18 protein-coding genes and 2 tRNA genes are annotated in these 16,039 nt (G+C 69.3%); 19 read left to right on the forward strand and 1 reads right to left on the reverse strand.

What is annotated here, in order from left to right:
- The 8 genes from VJ655_RS03005 to VJ655_RS03040 form a co-directional block, all read left to right on the forward strand.
- On the forward strand, positions 1–88 hold an 88-nt coding region (locus VJ655_RS03005), incomplete at its 5' end, for a hypothetical protein (RefSeq protein ID WP_324098138.1).
- A gap of 157 nt (positions 89–245) precedes the next feature.
- Positions 246–1,220 carry a DUF6624 domain-containing protein gene (locus VJ655_RS03010; RefSeq protein ID WP_324098102.1) on the forward strand — a complete coding sequence of 325 codons (975 nt, stop codon included), beginning with the start codon at positions 246–248 and terminating at the stop codon, positions 1,218–1,220.
- Positions 1,221–1,626: 406 nt separating this feature from the next.
- Positions 1,627–2,085, forward strand: a complete 459-nt coding sequence (locus VJ655_RS03015) for a MarR family winged helix-turn-helix transcriptional regulator (protein WP_324098104.1) — start codon at positions 1,627–1,629, stop codon at positions 2,083–2,085.
- Between the two features lie 10 nt (positions 2,086–2,095).
- Entirely contained in the window at positions 2,096–4,114 is a 2,019-nt protein-coding gene (locus VJ655_RS03020) for an FUSC family protein (protein WP_324098106.1), read from the forward strand.
- On the forward strand, positions 4,111–4,332 hold the full coding sequence (locus tag VJ655_RS03025) for a DUF1656 domain-containing protein (protein ID WP_324098108.1): 222 nt from the start codon (positions 4,111–4,113) through the stop codon (positions 4,330–4,332). The genes VJ655_RS03020 and VJ655_RS03025 overlap by 4 nt, the downstream gene beginning before the upstream one ends.
- 2 nt (positions 4,333–4,334) lie before the next feature.
- Positions 4,335–5,216 carry an efflux RND transporter periplasmic adaptor subunit gene (locus tag VJ655_RS03030; protein WP_324098110.1) on the forward strand — a complete coding sequence of 294 codons (882 nt, stop codon included), beginning with the start codon at positions 4,335–4,337 and terminating at the stop codon, positions 5,214–5,216.
- Entirely contained in the window at positions 5,213–6,631 is a 1,419-nt protein-coding gene (locus VJ655_RS03035) for a TolC family protein (RefSeq protein ID WP_324098111.1), read from the forward strand. Before VJ655_RS03030 ends, VJ655_RS03035 begins: the two co-directional genes overlap by 4 nt.
- 53 nt (positions 6,632–6,684) lie before the next feature.
- The gene (locus tag VJ655_RS03040; RefSeq protein WP_324098113.1) at positions 6,685–8,664 is read left to right on the forward strand and encodes a TonB-dependent receptor; all 1,980 of its coding nucleotides are present in this window, start codon (positions 6,685–6,687) and stop codon (positions 8,662–8,664) included.
- Between the two features lie 112 nt (positions 8,665–8,776).
- Here VJ655_RS03040 and VJ655_RS03045 read toward each other — a convergent pair.
- Positions 8,777–8,851, reverse strand: a tRNA-Thr gene (locus VJ655_RS03045).
- A 90-nt stretch (positions 8,852–8,941) separates the two neighbouring features.
- Here VJ655_RS03045 and VJ655_RS03050 point away from each other — a divergent pair.
- The 11 genes from VJ655_RS03050 to VJ655_RS03100 all read left to right on the forward strand — a co-directional run bounded on the left by VJ655_RS03050 (position 8,942) and on the right by VJ655_RS03100 (position 16,036).
- On the forward strand, positions 8,942–9,394 hold the full coding sequence (locus VJ655_RS03050) for a hypothetical protein (RefSeq protein WP_324098140.1): 453 nt from the start codon (positions 8,942–8,944) through the stop codon (positions 9,392–9,394).
- 112 nt (positions 9,395–9,506) lie between these two features.
- Positions 9,507–10,796 (forward strand): UDP-N-acetylglucosamine 1-carboxyvinyltransferase, encoded by a 1,290-nt coding sequence (gene murA, locus VJ655_RS03055; protein ID WP_324098115.1) that lies wholly within the window; start codon positions 9,507–9,509, stop codon positions 10,794–10,796.
- 3 nt (positions 10,797–10,799) lie between these two features.
- Positions 10,800–11,243: a DUF2948 family protein gene (locus VJ655_RS03060; protein WP_324098117.1), complete on the forward strand. Its 444-nt coding sequence runs from the start codon at positions 10,800–10,802 to the stop codon at positions 11,241–11,243.
- 110 nt (positions 11,244–11,353) lie between these two features.
- Positions 11,354–12,640, forward strand: a complete 1,287-nt coding sequence (gene hisD, locus VJ655_RS03065; RefSeq protein ID WP_324098119.1) for a histidinol dehydrogenase — start codon at positions 11,354–11,356, stop codon at positions 12,638–12,640.
- Between the two features lie 21 nt (positions 12,641–12,661).
- Entirely contained in the window at positions 12,662–13,144 is a 483-nt protein-coding gene (locus VJ655_RS03070; RefSeq protein ID WP_324098121.1) for a UPF0262 family protein, read from the forward strand.
- A 116-nt stretch (positions 13,145–13,260) separates the two neighbouring features.
- A complete protein-coding gene (locus VJ655_RS03075) occupies positions 13,261–13,716 on the forward strand; it encodes a low molecular weight phosphatase family protein (RefSeq protein WP_324098123.1) in 456 nt (151 codons plus the stop codon).
- A 74-nt stretch (positions 13,717–13,790) separates the two neighbouring features.
- On the forward strand, positions 13,791–14,009 hold the full coding sequence (infA, locus tag VJ655_RS03080) for a translation initiation factor IF-1 (protein WP_004617696.1): 219 nt from the start codon (positions 13,791–13,793) through the stop codon (positions 14,007–14,009).
- A gap of 7 nt (positions 14,010–14,016) precedes the next feature.
- Positions 14,017–14,622 (forward strand): Maf family protein, encoded by a 606-nt coding sequence (locus VJ655_RS03085; RefSeq protein ID WP_324098130.1) that lies wholly within the window; start codon positions 14,017–14,019, stop codon positions 14,620–14,622.
- A gap of 10 nt (positions 14,623–14,632) precedes the next feature.
- Complete coding sequence (locus tag VJ655_RS03090; RefSeq protein ID WP_324098132.1) at positions 14,633–15,679, forward strand: ribonuclease E/G; 1,047 nt, start codon at positions 14,633–14,635, stop codon at positions 15,677–15,679.
- Positions 15,676–15,861: a DNA gyrase inhibitor YacG gene (gene yacG / locus VJ655_RS03095; protein WP_324098136.1), complete on the forward strand. Its 186-nt coding sequence runs from the start codon at positions 15,676–15,678 to the stop codon at positions 15,859–15,861. The genes VJ655_RS03090 and yacG overlap by 4 nt, the downstream gene beginning before the upstream one ends.
- A 99-nt stretch (positions 15,862–15,960) precedes the next feature.
- Positions 15,961–16,036, forward strand: a tRNA-Phe gene (locus VJ655_RS03100).
- Positions 16,037–16,039: the final 3 nt, after the last annotated feature.

The raw sequence follows: 16,039 nt of genomic DNA on the forward strand, positions 1-16,039 counted from the left end.
CGTCAAGGGCAGCCAGGTCTACAACGAAGAAGCCGCCGAAAAGGCCTGGAGCAACCTGCTGGCGCTCTACAAGAAGGCGCTGGGGTAGGGGGCGGCTTTCGACCCATGAAGACTATTCGCGAAGGCTGCTTTCGGGATCAGGGCTCTAGGCTAAGCTTCAGCAGTCGTAGACCGTGCTGGTAGTGACGCGAGCCACAATGACGGTCATGGCGTGACAAACGAACCTTGGGAGTGCTGGCGAAATCATGATCCTTATCGCCTTGCTAGCGACGCTGCTCACGTCGCAACCCATCAAGCTGGAGAACGGTCCGATCCCGGTCGAGCAGGCTTTCGAACTCAAGAAGGCCATGGGCGAGGCCGCGTTCGCCGCTGAAGTGGACACCGCTGTTGGCCGGCTTCAGAACGGCCGATTCCAGAAGGCCAAGATCGCCGGCCCCTGCGCAAGCCCCGCCGAGATCGCCGCGTCAGCGCAAATGGAGCTCGTCCGGCGGACCCGCGATCTGCAAGCCTACGCTAAGTCCCGGGCTGCTGCAGAGGCCGCCCTGGCTCTACGGCGGGAGCTTCGGACGCTTTATTTGGGCGGCACGGCGGCGCCGTCGCCTTACGGGCTGGTGAACCGCATGGTGGCCCGCGCCAAAGCCGAACCCGATCCTCGGCTGGCTGAACTCTATCGGCGGATGGCCGAGGACCAGTTTTCCGTCACCGACAGCGTCACCCTAAGGCCGTTCTTCGGGCCGGGCGCGCATACCACGTGGGAGAAGGGCCTGGACGACGACGCGCTCGCCTATGTGGACGCGACCATCGCGGGTGAATGGTGCCCGATGAACACCGCCAACGCGGCCTGGCTGAAAGCCGAACTCAAGGATCACGGCTGGTACAAGATCTCGACCTATGGCCCCGACGCGGACAGCGCCGCGTGGCTGATCGTCCAGCATGCTCGCCACGACCTGGCGTTCCAGAAGGAGGTGCTAGCCATGCTTGAGCCACTCTGGCAATCCGGCGAGACGAAGGGTCAGAATTTCGCGATGCTTTACGACCAGACGGCTTACTACGAGGGACGTCCTGGCCGCTTTGGCGTAATGGGCGATTGCACGGCTCCGGGCGTCTGGACGCCGGCTCCTTTGGAAGATAAGGACGCAACTGACGCCTGGCGAGCGAAAGCCGGTATGCCGCCTTTCGCCCAGTACATCGCGACTCGCAGCCGGGGTTGCACCGGCTAATACGTCGAAGCGCCCTAACATCCAACATCCACCCTAGTCGGACGTTTGGTCTCTAGCGAAAACGATTTTTCCCTTGGGGGCGTCCATATCGCTTAGTGCTTCGAACTCCAGCTCGGCCATACACCCTGCCTACACCCCTGCGCCCAATGTCCGCTCCCCACCCCTGTCGGACGTTCAGATATTCAGCTGTCATGCTAACGCCCTGTCATCCCGCGCATAAAGCGCGGAATGACGGGTGAAGTGAGGGCGAAAAAGCCCATTGCGGAGGCCAAGCGATCGCGAGCGCGCGCAGGCCCTCTCCAACTTGATCATCCTCAAATTTCCCTCGGCGACGCCCTTGCGGTCAAATAGATAGGATGCTACCTAATTTAGATAGGAAGCTACCTATTTAATTGATCGCCGTTCCATGACATCCGCTCGCACCCACAACGAACGCACCTTCGCCCAGTCGCTGCTGCGGCTGGCGCGGGTCTATCGGCGCGAAGTCAATCGCGCCCTGGCCGCCCACGGTATTTCGGACGCCAAGGCCATGCCGGTGCTGCAGATCGCCCGCGCCGGCGGGGGAATGCGGCAGGGCGCGCTGGCCGAGGAGATCGGGGTGGAGGGGCCATCGCTGGTCCGGATCCTGGATCAGCTATGCCAGGCCAATCTGGTCGAGCGGCGCGACGATCTCACCGACAAGCGCGCCAAGACCCTGCACCTGACGGCGGAGGGGCAGGCCTTGGCCGCCGTCGTCGAGGACGCGGTGCAGGTCGTGCGCGCCCAGATGCTGGCGGGTGTCGGAAACGATGACCTGGCCGCCGCCCTGCGCACCTTCGCGGCCTTCGAGACCGCTCTGGATCTCGCGGCTGGGCAAGGGGGCTGAGAACTCCAACATGCTTCCCAAGTTCGACTGGCGCACGACGCTGTTCTCGGTGAACAGCTTCGCGGCGGCGATGCTGGCCCTCTATATCGGCTTCGCCCTGGGTCTGCCGCGGCCCTATTGGGCGATGACCACCGCCTACATCGTCAGCCAACCGCTGGCTGGGGCGGTGCGATCCAAGGCCGTCTATCGCGTGCTCGGCACGATCCTGGGCGCGGCCGCGGCGGTGGCCTTCGTTCCGGTCCTGGTCAACGCGCCCTGGCTGTTGTCGCTGGCGCTGGCCCTGTGGGTCGGCGGATGCCTGACGATCTCGCTGCTGGACCGCACGCCGCGCAGCTATGTGCTGATGCTGGCGGGCTACACCGCCGCGATCATCGGCTTTCCCAGTGTCTCCCAGCCCGGCGCGATCTTCGACGTCGCCGTCGCCCGCGTGATCGAGATCGGCCTGGGCATCCTGTGCGCGACCCTGGTCCACAGCCTGGTGTTCCCCCAGCCGGTGGGGACCGTGCTCAAGCAACGCCTTTCGGCATGGATGAACGAGGCCGATCGCTGGGCGCTGGACGTGCTGCGCGAGCGGGACAACCGGACCATCGCGCGCGACCGCCGCCACCTCGCCGCCGCCGCCAGCGAGATCCGGATGCTGGCGGTCCACCTGCCGTTCGACACCTCGCACCTGCGCGAGACCACTGGCGTCGTCCGCGCCCTGCAGGAGCGGATGCTGCTCCTGATCCCGCTGTTGTCGGGCCTGGGCGACCGGATGGAGGCGCTGCACGAGGTTCGGGACGACCGCGTGCGCGGTGCGCTGAACGCCGTGATCGGCTGGATCGAGGCGGGGGCGCCGCAGGAGCCGGGGCGGGCGCTGGTCGCCGATCTCGAGGGACTGGCCGCGCAGCGCGCGGACGCCAGCTGGTCCAGCCTGTTGATCGAGAGCCTGCTGGTGCGGCTTTCCGAGGCCGCGCGCGCCCTGGGCGAAGGTCATGCGCTAATGGCGCGCCTCGACGAGCCCGACGCTCCGCTTTCCCCCGAGCTGGAGGCTTCCAGCCGCGCCACCGCCGAGCGGCCCATGCACGCCGACCTGCCGCTGGCCCTGCTGTCGGGCGGCGCGGCGGTGATCGCCATCATGCTGTCGTGCGCCGTCTGGATCCTGGCCGGCTGGGGCGATGGCGCGGTCGCGCCGATCATGGCGGCGGTGTTCTGCTGCTTCTTCGCGGCGATGGACGACCCGGTCCCGGCCATCAAGAACTTCGGCCTCTTCACGCTGTTTTCGCTGCCGCTGGCGGCGCTCTACATGTTCGCCATTCTACCGGCGATTGACGGCTTCCCGATGCTGGCCCTGACCATGGCGCCGCCGCTGGTGTTCCTGGGGCTGTATGTCCCCGACCCGAAGCGGATGGGCTCGGCCCTGGCCATGATCATCGGCTTCTGCAACGCCCTGACCCTGCAGGAGACGTTCACCGCCGACTTCGCCACGTTCCTCAATGGCAATCTGGGCCAGTTCGTTGGGCTCTTCTTCGCGATCATGGTCACCGCGGCCTTGCGCTCGATGGGCGTCGACGCCGCCGCCCGCCGCCTGCTGGTCCGCACTTGGCGCAACCTCTCGCGCCTGGCGCGGTCGCGCCAGGCGCCCGAGCCCGCGGCCTTCGCCGCGATCCTGGTCGATCGCCTGGGCATACTCACGCCCAAGCTGGCCGAGAGCGGCCCAGGTCCCGACTTCGTCGGCGTCGACGCCCTGCGGGACCTGCGCGTGGGTATGAATCTGGTCGCCGTCCAGGTCGTGCGGCCGGACCTGTCGCCGGACGGCAAGGATCGATTGGACGCCGCGCTCGACGGAGTCGGCGACCACTTCGCGGCCTTGGCCGCCGGAGGCCGGCAGGCGCCGGGCGCCGACCTCCTGGCGCGGATCGATCTGGCCCTGCGCGGCCTGGCCGCCGCCCCCACCGCCTCGGCGGTCCAGGGAATCTCGGGCCTGGTGGGTCTCCGCCGCAACCTGTTCCCAGAAGCGCCCGCCTTTGGTCCGGAGGCCGCCCGATGACCCCGCTGGTGCTTGGCGAACTCGATGTCGACGGGGTCTTCCTGTCATCCGTGCTGGTTTCGGCGGTGATCGCCCTGGCGATCTCGTTCCCGCTGCGCCGCCTGCTGGCGAAGGTCGGGGCCTATCGTTTCGTCTGGCACCCGGCGCTCTTCGACACCGCGCTCTTCGTCATCCTCTGGGCCGCTGTCGTGACGGTCCCGTCTCCCCTGAAGTTCTGATCATGCCCAAGCTGAAAACCATCCTGCCCTATGCGGGGCGGGTCGTCGTCACCGGCGCCGTCGTCGTGGCCGCGCTCGTCGGCGGCAAGGCGCTCTGGACACACTATCAGGTCGATCCCTGGACCCGCGACGGTCGCGTGCGCGCCGACGTGGTGCAGGTGGCGCCGGACGTCTCGGGTCTGGTCACCCGGGTCGAGGCCGTCAACGACCAGACGGTCAAGGCGGGGCAGCCGTTGTTCTATGTCGATCGCGAGCGCTACGCCCTGGCCCTGCGCCAGGCTGACGCCGCCGTCGAGGCCCAGCGCGCGACACTGGCCCAGGCCCGCCGGGAACTGGCGCGCAACCGCCTGCTCGGCGATCTCGTCGCGGGGGAGGTCACCGAGCAGAGCCTCTCCAAGGTCGAACAGGCGGAAGCGGCGCTGGCCCAGTCGGAGGCGGCGCGCGACGTCGCGGCCCTGAACCTGAAGCGCACGGTGGTGTTCGCGCCGACCGACGGCTTCCTGTCGGACCTCACCCTGCGGACGGGCGACTATGTCACGGCCGGCAAGCCGGTCCTGGCCCTGATCGACTCCCGCTCGTTCCGGGTCGAGGGCTATTTCGAGGAGACCAAGCTGTCAGGCCTGCGCGTCGGCCAGTCCGTCAGCGTCAAGGTGATGGGCGAGGAGCGGCCGCTGAAGGGTCACATCCAGTCGATCGCCGCGGGCATAGAGGACCGCGACCGCGCCGCCAGCGGCAACCTGCTGCCCAACGTCAATCCGACTTTCAGCTGGGTGCGGCTAGCCCAGCGGGTGCCCGTGCGGGTGGCCCTGGATCAGACGCCGCGCGATCTGCGCCTGATCGCCGGCCGCACCGCGACGGTCGCGGTGTTGGGGGCGGGCCGATGAGCGCGCTGCGTGGCCTTGCGCTCGCCGGTTCGCTGCTGCTGCTCGCCGCCTGTACGACCGTCGGACCCGACTACAGGCTGCCGGACGAGGCCAAGCTTAACGCCCCAGCTGCGCAGGGGCCGTTCGTCGGCGCGACCTCGCCTGCGGTCAGCCAGGAACCTGTCCCGGCCGGCTGGTGGAAGCTCTATGACGACCCTGTCCTGAATGGTCTGGTCGAGGAGGCGCTGAAGGCCAACACCGACCTGCGCGTCGCCGCCGCCAACCTGGCCCGGGCCCGGGCTATCGCGGGCGAGGCCGACGACGCCGGCGGCTTCAAGCTGGGCGCCTCGGCCGCGGGCATGCACGCGCGGGAGTCGGGGGAACAGTATCTCAAGTCCGAACAGTTGCCGGTCGAGAATCTGGCCGATGTCGGGATCAAGGTCTCCTACCAGGTCGACCTGGTAGGACGGCTGAAGCGCGCCGCCGAGGCCGCTCATGCCGACGCCGAGGCTTCGCAGGCCGCCCTGGATCTGGCCCGGGTCAGCGTCGCCGCCGAGGTGGCTCGCGCCTATGTCGAGGCCTGCGCCAACGGTCACGAGCTGGCGGTGGCGCAGCGCACGGTCGATCTCCAGTCGCGCAGCCTGGACGTCACGCGCAAGCTGGTCGGAGCGGGCAGGGGAACGGCCGTCGACGTGACCCGCGCCCAGGCCCAATTGGACCTGTCGCGCGCGAGCCTGCCGACCTATCAAGGCCGCCGCCGCGCGGCGCTGTACAGGCTGGCCACCCTGACCGGCAGGCCGCCGGCCGAGTTCCCTAAGACGCTCGAGGCTTGCGCGGCGCCGCCGGTCCTGAAGCAGCCCATTCCCGTCGGCGATGGCGCGACTCTGCTCAAGCGACGTCCCGATGTGCGCCAGGCCGAGCGAACATTGGCGGGCGCGACCGCGCGGATCGGCGTCGCCACCGCCGCCCTCTATCCGAACGTGACTCTGGGTCTCGGGGCGGGCTCGACCGGTCTGCTGGCCGATATCGGCCAGGCGCCGGCCAATCGCTGGGGCCTGACGTCGCTGATCACCTGGACCGTGCCGGGCGAGGCCGAGCGAGCCCGGATCCGCCAGGCCGAGGCGGGTTCCGACGCCGCCCTGGCCCGGTTCGACGGGGTGGTGCTGAACGCCTTGCGCGAGACCGAGACCAGCCTCGACACCTACGCCCACGACCTCGACCGCAACGCCGCCTTGAAGGCCGCGCGCGACCAGGCCGCGCTGGCCGACAGCCAGGCCCAGCGCCTCTACCGCGCCGGCCGTAGTCCGTATCTCGCGGGATTGGACGCGCAGCGCGTCTTGGCCGGCGCCGAAGCGGCCCTGGCCATGTCCGACAGCCAGGTCGCGACCGATCAGGTGAACCTGTTCCTGGCGCTCGGCGGCGGCTGGGAACGGTAGGCGCGGCCGGCGGCTTTGGCTAAACCGTAGCCATCGCCGCGTAGAGGTCGCTCGTGCCGCTGGAAACCCCGCCGTCCCCGGTCTCCGCCGTCGTCGTCGAGGCGCCCCGCTTGCCGCCCCTGGCCGGGCAGGAGGCCTTCTCCACCGCGACCTATGACGCCGCTCAACTGGGCGCCTCGGCGCGGCTGGATGACGTGTTGAAGACGACGCCGGGCGTCTCGCTGTTTCGCCGAACCGGCAGCGATGCGGCCAACCCGACGATCCAGGGGCTTTCTCTTCGCGCCGTCGCGCCCTCCGGCGCGGGGCGGGCGCTGGTGACCCTAGACGGGGCGCCCCAGAACGATCCCTTCGGCGGCTGGGTGATCTGGACGGCTCTGCCGGGCGAGGGCCTGTCAGGGGCGACGATCGTGCGCGGCGCCGGCGCGGGACCCTATGGGGCCGGCGCCCTGACCGGCGTGGTCGCCTTGCGCGAGCGGGCGGCTGGCGGCGGTCTCTCCGGCTTCACGGCCGAGGCCAGGGAGCGTGACGGTTGGCGCGCGGCCGGGACCTTCGGAACCGACCACCTGCTGCTGACCGCCAGCGGGTCGCGAACGGACGGCTACCGCCCCGTGCGCGGCGCGGCGGCTGGCGCGGCCGATACGCCGACGACTTTGGAGGACGGCTCGATCGCCGCCCGTGTCCAGGGCGAAGCCGGCGGTGTGCGCTGGGCGGCGCGCCTGGGGGCGTTCCAGGAAAAGCGCGGCGCTGGCTTGTTCGGCGCCAAGTCCAACGCCACCGGCGGCTCGCTGGCCGTAACGCTGGCGACTGACACGTGGCGTGTTCAGGCCTGGGCGCGGTCGAGCGACCTGGAGAACACCTCCGCCGCCGTCGCGGTCGCGCGTATGGGAACGACGCCGGCCAACGATCAATACTCGACCCCGGCCAGCGGCTATGGCCTCAACGCGGCCTGGCAAGGCGGGGACGGCGACTGGTCGTGGGAGTTGGGCGGCGACGTCCGGGAGAGCGAAGGGCGAACCCACGAGGTCTTCCGCTACATGGGCGGCGCTTTCACGCGCCAGCGCACGGCTGGCGGGCGCACCCTGGTCGGCGGGATCTACGCCGAGACCGCCTACAGCAGGCCCGACTTCTCGCTGGCCGCCGGCGCGCGGCTGGACGGTTGGCGATCGTATCACGGCGTCCGGCGCGAACGGGACGCCATGACGGGCGCCTTGATTCTCGACGCGCCCGTCCCGAACGCGTCCGGCGCGACGCCGACGGCGCGGATCGGCTTGCGCCAGCGCCTGACCGACAGGACGTGGTGGCGGGTAGCGGCCTATGCCGGTTTCCGGCCGCCGACGCTGAACGAGCTGCATCGGCCCTTCCGTGTCGGCAATGACGTGACCGAGGCCAACGCCGCCCTCAAGCCGGAGACGCTGTATGGCGTCGAGACCGGCCTTTCGGGTGACGGCGTGGCGAGATGGAGCCTTGGCCTGTTCTATAATCAGGTCCGCGATCCGGTCACCAATGTCACCATCGGCGTGGGTCCTGGGACCTTCCCGGTCGCCGGCTTCATCCCGGCCGGCGGCGTGCTGCGCCAGCGCCGCAACGCCGGCGGGATCAACGCCTACGGCCTGGAGGGCGAGGTCGCCGCCGACCTGTCGCCGGCCTGGAGCGTCCGCGCGGCCTTCTCGGCGACCCATGCTCGTGTCGATGGCGGCGGGGCGGCGGTCCAGCTGACCGACAAGCGTCCGGCCCAGGCGCCGGCCTTGACGGCGACCGCCGGCGCGCGCTGGAAGCCGTTCGACCGGCTCAGCCTTGACGCCGACCTGCGCTACGAGAGCAAGCGCTACGAGGACGACCTCAATCTGCGGACGCTGAAGGCGGGGGCGAGTCTGGATCTCCGCGCCGGCTGGGCGCTCTCGCCCGCCAGCGAGGTCTATCTGGCCGCGGAAAACGCCTTGGACGCCGATCTTCCGGTCGGTCAGACCGCCGACGGGGTCACCAGCTACGCCGCGCCGCGCACGGTCATGGTCGGTTTCGCCCTGCGTCGTTGAGCCGTCGCGCTTCGGCGTAGACGAGCGCCATCGCGCTGAACGCGCTGAAGAGCAGGTTTCGGGAACAGAATTTTGGGAAGTGGCGGGGGTCCAAGCTGTGCTTGGACCCCCATGGTGCCGCCGGGCAGGATTGAACTGCCGACCTCAGCCTTACCAAGGATGCGCTCTACCACTGAGCTACGGCGGCGAAGAGGAGGGGGCGTATAGCGAGGAGAATCGCGAACGCCAAGCCCAAAATCATCTTGACCGAAGAACTTTGTCGCCGCACCCCCGCAACATGCCGATCAGCGACGACAAGACCGCGCGCGAGGCCAAGCTCGCCGAAGCCCTCCGGACCAACCTGCGCAAGCGAAAGGCCGCCGCGCGCGGGCCTTCTGGCGGATCCGACGCCGCCGCCGAGGCCGCGCGCGCCGCGCCCAGGCCCTATAACGTCGTTCGAAAGTTGCTGGGGATAAGTCACAGGGATGGCGAACGGGTCGAACTGGTGGTCGAGCTTTCCGCGCCGTTCCCGACTCCCGGCGGGGAGGGCTGGGCGGTCGCCGTGCGGCTGACCGGCGCCGGCGGCCAGTTCGACACCGAGGCGGGCAGGGCCGCGTTCGGCCGCGACGGCCTAGAGGCGATCCGCAAGGCGATCGACTTGGCCCAGGTCGCCCTGGACCTGGCCAGCACCACCCATGACCTGCGGTGGCCGGAGGACGAGCGGCCCTACGATTTGTCGGCGCCGATTTAGGCGCGGCAAATTTAGGCGGGGAGCCCTTGCAACCCCTCTTGCAACGGATAGAACCCGCCCCTCACATGTGAGCCGCGCCAAGACCCCCGCTTGGGCGCGTTCGAGGGACGTAATGGATCGCATCGCCATCATCGGCGGCGCGCAGTTGAACGGGACGATCCCGGTCAGCGGCGCCAAGAACTCGGCCATCAAGCTGATGGCGGCCAGCCTGCTCACCGACGAGCCGCTGCGCCTGACCAATATGCCGCGTCTGGCCGACACCCGGTTCCTGGGCAAGCTGCTGATGCGCCTCGGCGTCGAGGTGACCGAGATCGACGGTCCCGATGGTCAGCAGACCCTCCTGCACGCCGCGGAGATCACCAGCGGTTTTGCGCCTTACGACCTGGTCCGCCAGATGCGCGCCTCGTTCAACGTGCTGGGGCCGCTGGTCGCCCGCTCGGGCCAGGCCAAGGTGTCTCTGCCCGGCGGCTGCACCATCGGCGCGCGGCCCGTCGACCTGCACCTGCAGGCGCTGGAGGCCCTGGGCGCCAAGATCGACCTTCACGAAGGTTATGTCTACGCCCAGGCCCCGCGCGGCCTGAAGGGCGCGGAGATCGTCTTCCCGATCGTCTCGGTGGGCGCGACCGAGCACGCCATGCTGGCGGCCGTGCTGGCCGACGGCGTCACGGTGATCCACAACGCCGCCTGCGAGCCGGAGTTGGTCGACCTGCAGGAGTGCCTGAACGCCATGGGCGCCAAGGTCGAGGGCGCCGGCACGCCGACCATCACCATCACCGGCGTCGCCCGGCTCCGGGGCGCGACCCACGCCGTCATTCCAGACCGGATCGAGATGGGCACCTACGCCGTGGCCGCGGCCATGGCCGGTGGCGAAGTGCGCTTGACCAACGCCCGTCCGGGCCTGATCGACGCCCTGCTGGACAAGCTGAGGGAAGCCGGCGCCGGCGTCGAGCCGACCGCCGATGGCGTCATCATTCGCCGCAACGGCCACCGGCTGGACTCGGTCGACATCGAGACCGCGCCGTTCCCAGGCTTCGCCACCGACCTGCAAGCGCAGTTCATGGCCCTGATGACGACGGCCAAGGGCGAGAGCCGGATCCGCGAGACCATCTTCGAGAACCGCTTCATGCACGCCCCCGAGCTGATGCGCCTGGGCGCCGACATCTCGGTCTCGGGCGGCGAGGCCCGCGTGCGCGGCGTTGAGCAGCTGGAAGGCGCCGAGGTCATGGCCACCGATCTGCGCGCCTCGGTCAGCCTGGTGATCGCCGGCCTGGCCGCGCGGGGCGAAACCGTCGTCTCGCGCATCTATCACCTGGACCGCGGCTTTGAGCGTCTCGAGGAGAAGCTCGGCGCCTGCGGGGCCCAAGTCCGTCGCATCAAGGGCGACGGCGAGCCGGAGCTGTAAGGTATGGCCGAAGTCGCAAAGCCGCTGCGTCTCCTGGCGCAGGACGCCGAGGATCTGGGCGTGCTGTCGGCCGCGCTTCAGGACGCCGTGGCCAAGATCGGCGACATCCGCTGGGACGCCCAGGCGCGGACCCTGACGCTGGCGTGCAACCGCTTCCGTTGGGAGGCGTCCGGCAAGCGCCGGCAGGGCGAGCGCGTGCGCTCGGCGCTGCAGTTCGGTGACGTGACGGGGGTGCAGGCTCGCAATCTCCGTCGCGACGCCAAGGGCGCGGTGGTCGAACTGTTGTCGATCGGCTTCGCGCCGGGCGAGGAGGCGCCGGCTGGCGTCGTCACCCTGACCTTCGCGGGCGGCGGCGACATGCGCCTGCTGGTCGACTGCCTCGACGTGGCCCTGGCCGACGTCTCCGATCCCTGGAGCACGCCGCGCACCCCGGGTCACGCGGACTAGGCTTAAAATCCGCCTCCTGGGCACGGAGCCCAGGAAGGCGGGTTATACCTCCCCCCATGAGGGGAGGATTTGGCTCTTGCCTGGCGGCGTAAAAGCCGCATTTAAGCGCCATGCGCCGCTTCTCCTTCACCGCCCCGGACTTCCAGGCCGCCTTCAAGGCCTTTCTCGACGAGCGTCGCGGCTCGCCGGCCGATGTCGACGCCGCCGCCGCCGAGGTGCTGGAGGCGGTGAAGACGCATGGGATCGAGGCCGTCCTCGACTACAGCCGGAAGTTCGACAAGGTCGACCTGACCGTCGACACCATCCGTGTCACGGCCGGGGAGATCGAGCAGGGCTGGGCCGACACGCCCGCCGACGTGCGCGAGGCCATCGCCTTCGCCGCCGCCCGCATCCGTGCCTATCACAGCCGCCAGCGCCCGGCCGACCAGGCCTGGACCGACGAGGCGGGCGTCGAGCTGGGTTGGCGCTGGACGCCGCTGGAGGCGGTCGGCGTCTACGTTCCTGGCGGCCGCGCGGCCTATCCCTCGACCGTGCTGATGAACGCCGTGCCCGCGCAAGTCGCCGGCGTGGATCGCATCGCCATGGTCACCCCGCCGGGCAAGCTGCAGCCCGCGGTGCTCGCGGCCGCCAAGGAAGCCGGCGTGACCGAGATCTGGCGCGTGGGCGGGGCCCAGGCCGTCGCGGCGCTAGCCTATGGGGCCGGCCCCATTCAGCCCGTCGACAAGATCGTCGGCCCGGGCAACGCCTATGTCACCGCCGCCAAGCGCCGGCTGTACGGCGTGGTCGGCATCGACGCCCTCGCGGGGCCTTCCGAGATCGTGGTCGTCGCCGACAAGGACAACAATCCCGACTGGATCGCGGTCGATCTGCTGAGCCAGGCCGAGCACGACCCCGCGGCTCAGTCGATCCTGATCACCGACGACGAAGCCTTCGCCGCCAGAGTGGAGGAAGCGGTCGCCGAGCGCCTCAAGACCCTGGCCACTGGCGAGGACGCCGCCGCCTCGTGGCGCGACCACGGGGCGGTGATCATCGCCCCGCTGGACCAGAGCCCGGCCCTGGTCGACGCCATAGCGCCCGAGCACGTCGAGTTCGCTCTGGAGAACCCCGAGCGCCTGGCCGACCGCGTCCGCCACGCTGGCGCGATCTTCCTGGGCCGGGTGACGCCCGAGGCGATCGGCGACTATGTGGCTGGCTCGAACCACGTGCTGCCGACCAGCCGCGCGGCGCGCTTCCAATCGGGCCTGTCGATCTACGATTTCATCAAGCGCACCTCGATCATGAAGTGCGATCCGGCGTCGTTCGGTATTCTCGGACCCCACACCGTCGCCCTGGCCACGGCCGAGGGCCTGCCCGCCCACGCCCTGTCGGCGTCGGTGAGGTTGCGTTCCGGCATTTGACGCGCGAACCTCCCGCGCCAGATGACCACGCAAGACGAACGCGCCCGCCAACGGATCAAGTCGATCGAGATCGACGAGCAAAGCCTCGCGGCTGGTTCGCGGGACCAGGAGCAGGAGCGACAGGTCGCCATTTTCGACCTGCTGGATTCCAACTACTTCGAGCCGGCCGACGCTGACGGCGGCCCCTATGACGTGCGCCTGTCGCTGGTCGAGAACCGCCTAGCGTTCGACATCGCCGGGCCCGGCTACGAACGGCGCCATCTCCTGTCGCTGTCGCCGTTCCGGGGTGTGATCAAAGACTATTTCCTGATCTGCGACAGCTATTACGCGGCGATCCGAAACTCGACGCCGCAGCAGATCGAGGCCTTGGACATGGGGCGGCGCGGCCTGCACAACGAGGGTTCCAACCTGTTGCGCGAGCGCCTGGACGGCAAGGTCAAGACCGACCTCGATACCGCGCGTCGCCTGTTCACCCTGATCTGCGCGCTGCACTGGCGGGGCTGAGGGGGCGCGTTCCGTGAAAGTGGCCCCCGGTTTCGCGATGAGAAGGCGCCCCAGCTTTAGGTTGGTAAAGCCGCCTTATCCCGATCGGACGAAGTCCGCTCGGGGGAGGCTTTAGCGTGGCGGAGCTTCCGGATGCGGTGCTGTTCGCCTGCAACTACAATCGGGTGCGCTCACCCATGGCCGAGGGCCTGTTCCGGCGCTTCTACGGCACGAGAGCGTTCGTCGATTCCTGCGGGCTGAAGGCAGATCCGGCGGCGGAAGGCATCGACCCTTTCGTCGTGGTGGTGATGGACGAGCTGGGTCTGGACGTCTCGGACCACAAGCCCAAGACCTTCGCCGAACTCGAGGACGGGAGCTTCGACGTGGTCGTCTCCCTGACGCCCGAAGCCCAGCACCGGGCCGTGGAGCTGTCGCGCGATCGCGCCGTCGAGATCGAGTATTGGCCGACCCACGATCCCACCCTCGTCGACGGCTCGCGCGAGGCCCGTCTGGAGGCCTATCGCGAGGTTCGGGACACGCTCGCGGAGACCATCAAGCAACGTTTCGGCGCGCCATCGACGTTTGGGGGGTAATTGCGTTATAGAGGCGCCTCGCCGCGAAGGCCCTCGTCTTCGCGGCAATCCGATTCGTCCCTTTGAGAGGCCTGATGGCTAAGGAAGAACTGCTCGAGTTTCCCGGCACGGTCAGCGAATTGCTGCCCAACGCCACGTTCCGCGTGAAGCTGGAAAACGATCACGAGATCATCGCCCACACCGCCGGCAAGATGCGCAAGAACCGCATCCGCGTGCTGGCCGGCGACAAGGTCCTGGTCGAGATGACCCCCTACGACCTGACCAAGGGCCGTATCACCTACCGCTTCAAGTAGGACGCCGATGGCTCTGACGACGGCAGCCCAAGTGGCCGCCGGGCCGGCGCTGGTGCTGGCCAGCGCGAGCCCCCGGCGCCTCGACCTGCTGGCCCAGGTCGGCGTCACGCCCGACCGGGTCGATCCCGCCGACATCGACGAGACCCCGCAGCGCGACGAGACCCCGCGCCGCCACGCCTTGCGCCTGGCGATCGAGAAGGCGCGCGCCGTCGCCGTCCGCGCGCCCGGCGAGTTCGTCCTGGCCGCAGACACCGTGGTCGCCGTCGGCCGACGCATCCTGCCCAAGGCGGAGACGGAAGCCGACGCGCTCTATTGCCTGAAGCTGCTGTCGGGGCGGAACCACAAGGTGTTCACCGGCGTGGCCCTGATCGCGCCGGACGGCCGCCAGGCCTCGCGGCTGGTCGAGACCAAGGTCGGCTTCAAGCGCCTGTCCGACGCCGAGCGCGACGCCTATGTCGCCAGCGGCCAATGGCGGGGCAAGGCGGGCGGCTATGGGGTGCAGGGCATGGCCGGCGGCTTCATCACCGACCTGCAGGGCTCGTATCCCAGTGTCGTGGGCCTGCCGCTCTACGAGACCCTGAACCTCCTGAACGGCCTGGGATATCGCGCATGAGCGCCAGATCATGAGTGAGCGCCGAGCCTATCTCCACAAGGGCGTCGGCGAGACGGTCGGGGTCGTCACCCTGGACGGTCGGCCCGAGCGCCTGTTCGTCTCGTGGCCTTCGGACGATCCGCTGGACGCCGAGGGCGTGCGCGGTGTCGCGCGCATCAAGAAGATCGAGAAGGCCTTCGCCTCGGCCTTCGTGCAGTTGCCTGGCGGCCGGGACCTCATCCTGCCGCTGCGTCCGGACATGCCCAAGCTGGTCGAGGGCGGGCTGGTCGAGATCGAGATCAAGACCGCCTCGCGGCAGGACAAGGCCGCCGTCGCCCGCTTCGTCGCCGAAGGGGAAGGGGAGCCGCGGGTCATCGTGTCGGCCCTGACGGTCGAGGAGCGGCTGCGCCTGCACGTGAAGGCCGGATCGCCCACGATGGGTGACGCGGCGCTTCAGGCGGTCGAGGAGGCAGAGGCCGACGCCCTGGCCACCGTCTTCGCCCTGCCAGGCGGCGGCGACATCGCCGTGGAGCCCACCCGCGCCCTGACCGCCGTCGACGTCGATCTCGGCGCGCGCGAGGCGTCCGATTCGAAACGCGCCGCTCGACAGGCCAATATGGCGGCGCTCAGCGTCGCGGCCAGGGTGCTGAGACTGAAGGGCCTCGGCGGAATCATCGTCTTCGACCTTGTCGGGCGCGGCCACGACGGCCAGGCCCTGACCACCGCGGCCCGCAACGCCTTTTCGCCGGACAATCCCGGCGTCGGGGTTGGCGCGATCAGCAAGTTCGGCACGCTGGAGATGATCGTGCCGCGCCGGGCGCCGCCGATCCTGGATCGTCTTCTGACCGCGGGCGGCGCGCCGAATCCGAGACACCAGGCGCGTCGGGCGGCTAGGGCGCTGGAGCGGGAGGGCAGGGCGCAGCCGGGCGGCCGCCTGGTCGCCCGCTGCTCGTCCGCCGTCGCCGAAGCCTTCGCCGTAGAGCTGGACGCCGGGGTCGCCGACCGGCTCGGACGCAGATTCATCGTCGAGCCGCAGCCCGGCTGGCCCGACGATCGCATGGAGGTGTTCGCCGCATGAGCACGGGTTGCCCCATCTGCGGCAAGCCTGTCGAAAAGGCTTTCCGTCCCTTCTGTTCGAAGCGCTGCTCGGACGTCGACCTGCAGCGATGGCTGAGCGGTCGCTACGTGGTCCCGGGCGGGGAGGACGACGACGAAAATCCGTCCGCAATTCTCTCGTCCGAAGACATCAACAGGGAATGAGAAAAGGGCGCTGGACTTCCCGCCGCGCCTTCTCTATAGACCCGGCTCCTCGCTGCAAGGCGAGGTCGCCAAGGCGGTTTCAGCCGCCAAAGCCCGGATGCCTGGGTAGCTCAGTTGGTAGAGCAGCGGATTGAAAATCCGCGTGTCGCTGGTTCGATTCCGGCCCCAGGCACCACTT

Source organism: Caulobacter sp., assembly GCF_035254145.1.
Taxonomy (GTDB): domain Bacteria; phylum Pseudomonadota; class Alphaproteobacteria; order Caulobacterales; family Caulobacteraceae; genus Caulobacter.

Bases quoted from the DNA above. Each gene is read 5' to 3' on its own strand.
- VJ655_RS03010 (WP_324098102.1), top strand. From the start codon at position 246: ATGATCCTTATCGCCTTGCTAGCGACGCTGCTCACGTCGCAACCCATC.
- VJ655_RS03015 (WP_324098104.1), top strand. From the start codon at position 1,627: ATGACATCCGCTCGCACCCACAACGAACGCACCTTCGCCCAGTCGCTG.
- VJ655_RS03020 (WP_324098106.1), top strand. From the start codon at position 2,096: ATGCTTCCCAAGTTCGACTGGCGCACGACGCTGTTCTCGGTGAACAGC.
- VJ655_RS03025 (WP_324098108.1), top strand. From the start codon at position 4,111: ATGACCCCGCTGGTGCTTGGCGAACTCGATGTCGACGGGGTCTTCCTG.
- VJ655_RS03030 (WP_324098110.1), top strand. From the start codon at position 4,335: ATGCCCAAGCTGAAAACCATCCTGCCCTATGCGGGGCGGGTCGTCGTC.
- VJ655_RS03035 (WP_324098111.1), top strand. From the start codon at position 5,213: ATGAGCGCGCTGCGTGGCCTTGCGCTCGCCGGTTCGCTGCTGCTGCTC.
- VJ655_RS03050 (WP_324098140.1), top strand. From the start codon at position 8,942: ATGCCGATCAGCGACGACAAGACCGCGCGCGAGGCCAAGCTCGCCGAA.
- murA (WP_324098115.1), top strand. From the start codon at position 9,507: ATGGATCGCATCGCCATCATCGGCGGCGCGCAGTTGAACGGGACGATC.
- VJ655_RS03060 (WP_324098117.1), top strand. From the start codon at position 10,800: ATGGCCGAAGTCGCAAAGCCGCTGCGTCTCCTGGCGCAGGACGCCGAG.
- hisD (WP_324098119.1), top strand. From the start codon at position 11,354: ATGCGCCGCTTCTCCTTCACCGCCCCGGACTTCCAGGCCGCCTTCAAG.
- VJ655_RS03070 (WP_324098121.1), top strand. From the start codon at position 12,662: ATGACCACGCAAGACGAACGCGCCCGCCAACGGATCAAGTCGATCGAG.
- infA (WP_004617696.1), top strand. From the start codon at position 13,791: ATGGCTAAGGAAGAACTGCTCGAGTTTCCCGGCACGGTCAGCGAATTG.
- VJ655_RS03085 (WP_324098130.1), top strand. From the start codon at position 14,017: ATGGCTCTGACGACGGCAGCCCAAGTGGCCGCCGGGCCGGCGCTGGTG.
- VJ655_RS03090 (WP_324098132.1), top strand. From the start codon at position 14,633: ATGAGTGAGCGCCGAGCCTATCTCCACAAGGGCGTCGGCGAGACGGTC.
- yacG (WP_324098136.1), top strand. From the start codon at position 15,676: ATGAGCACGGGTTGCCCCATCTGCGGCAAGCCTGTCGAAAAGGCTTTC.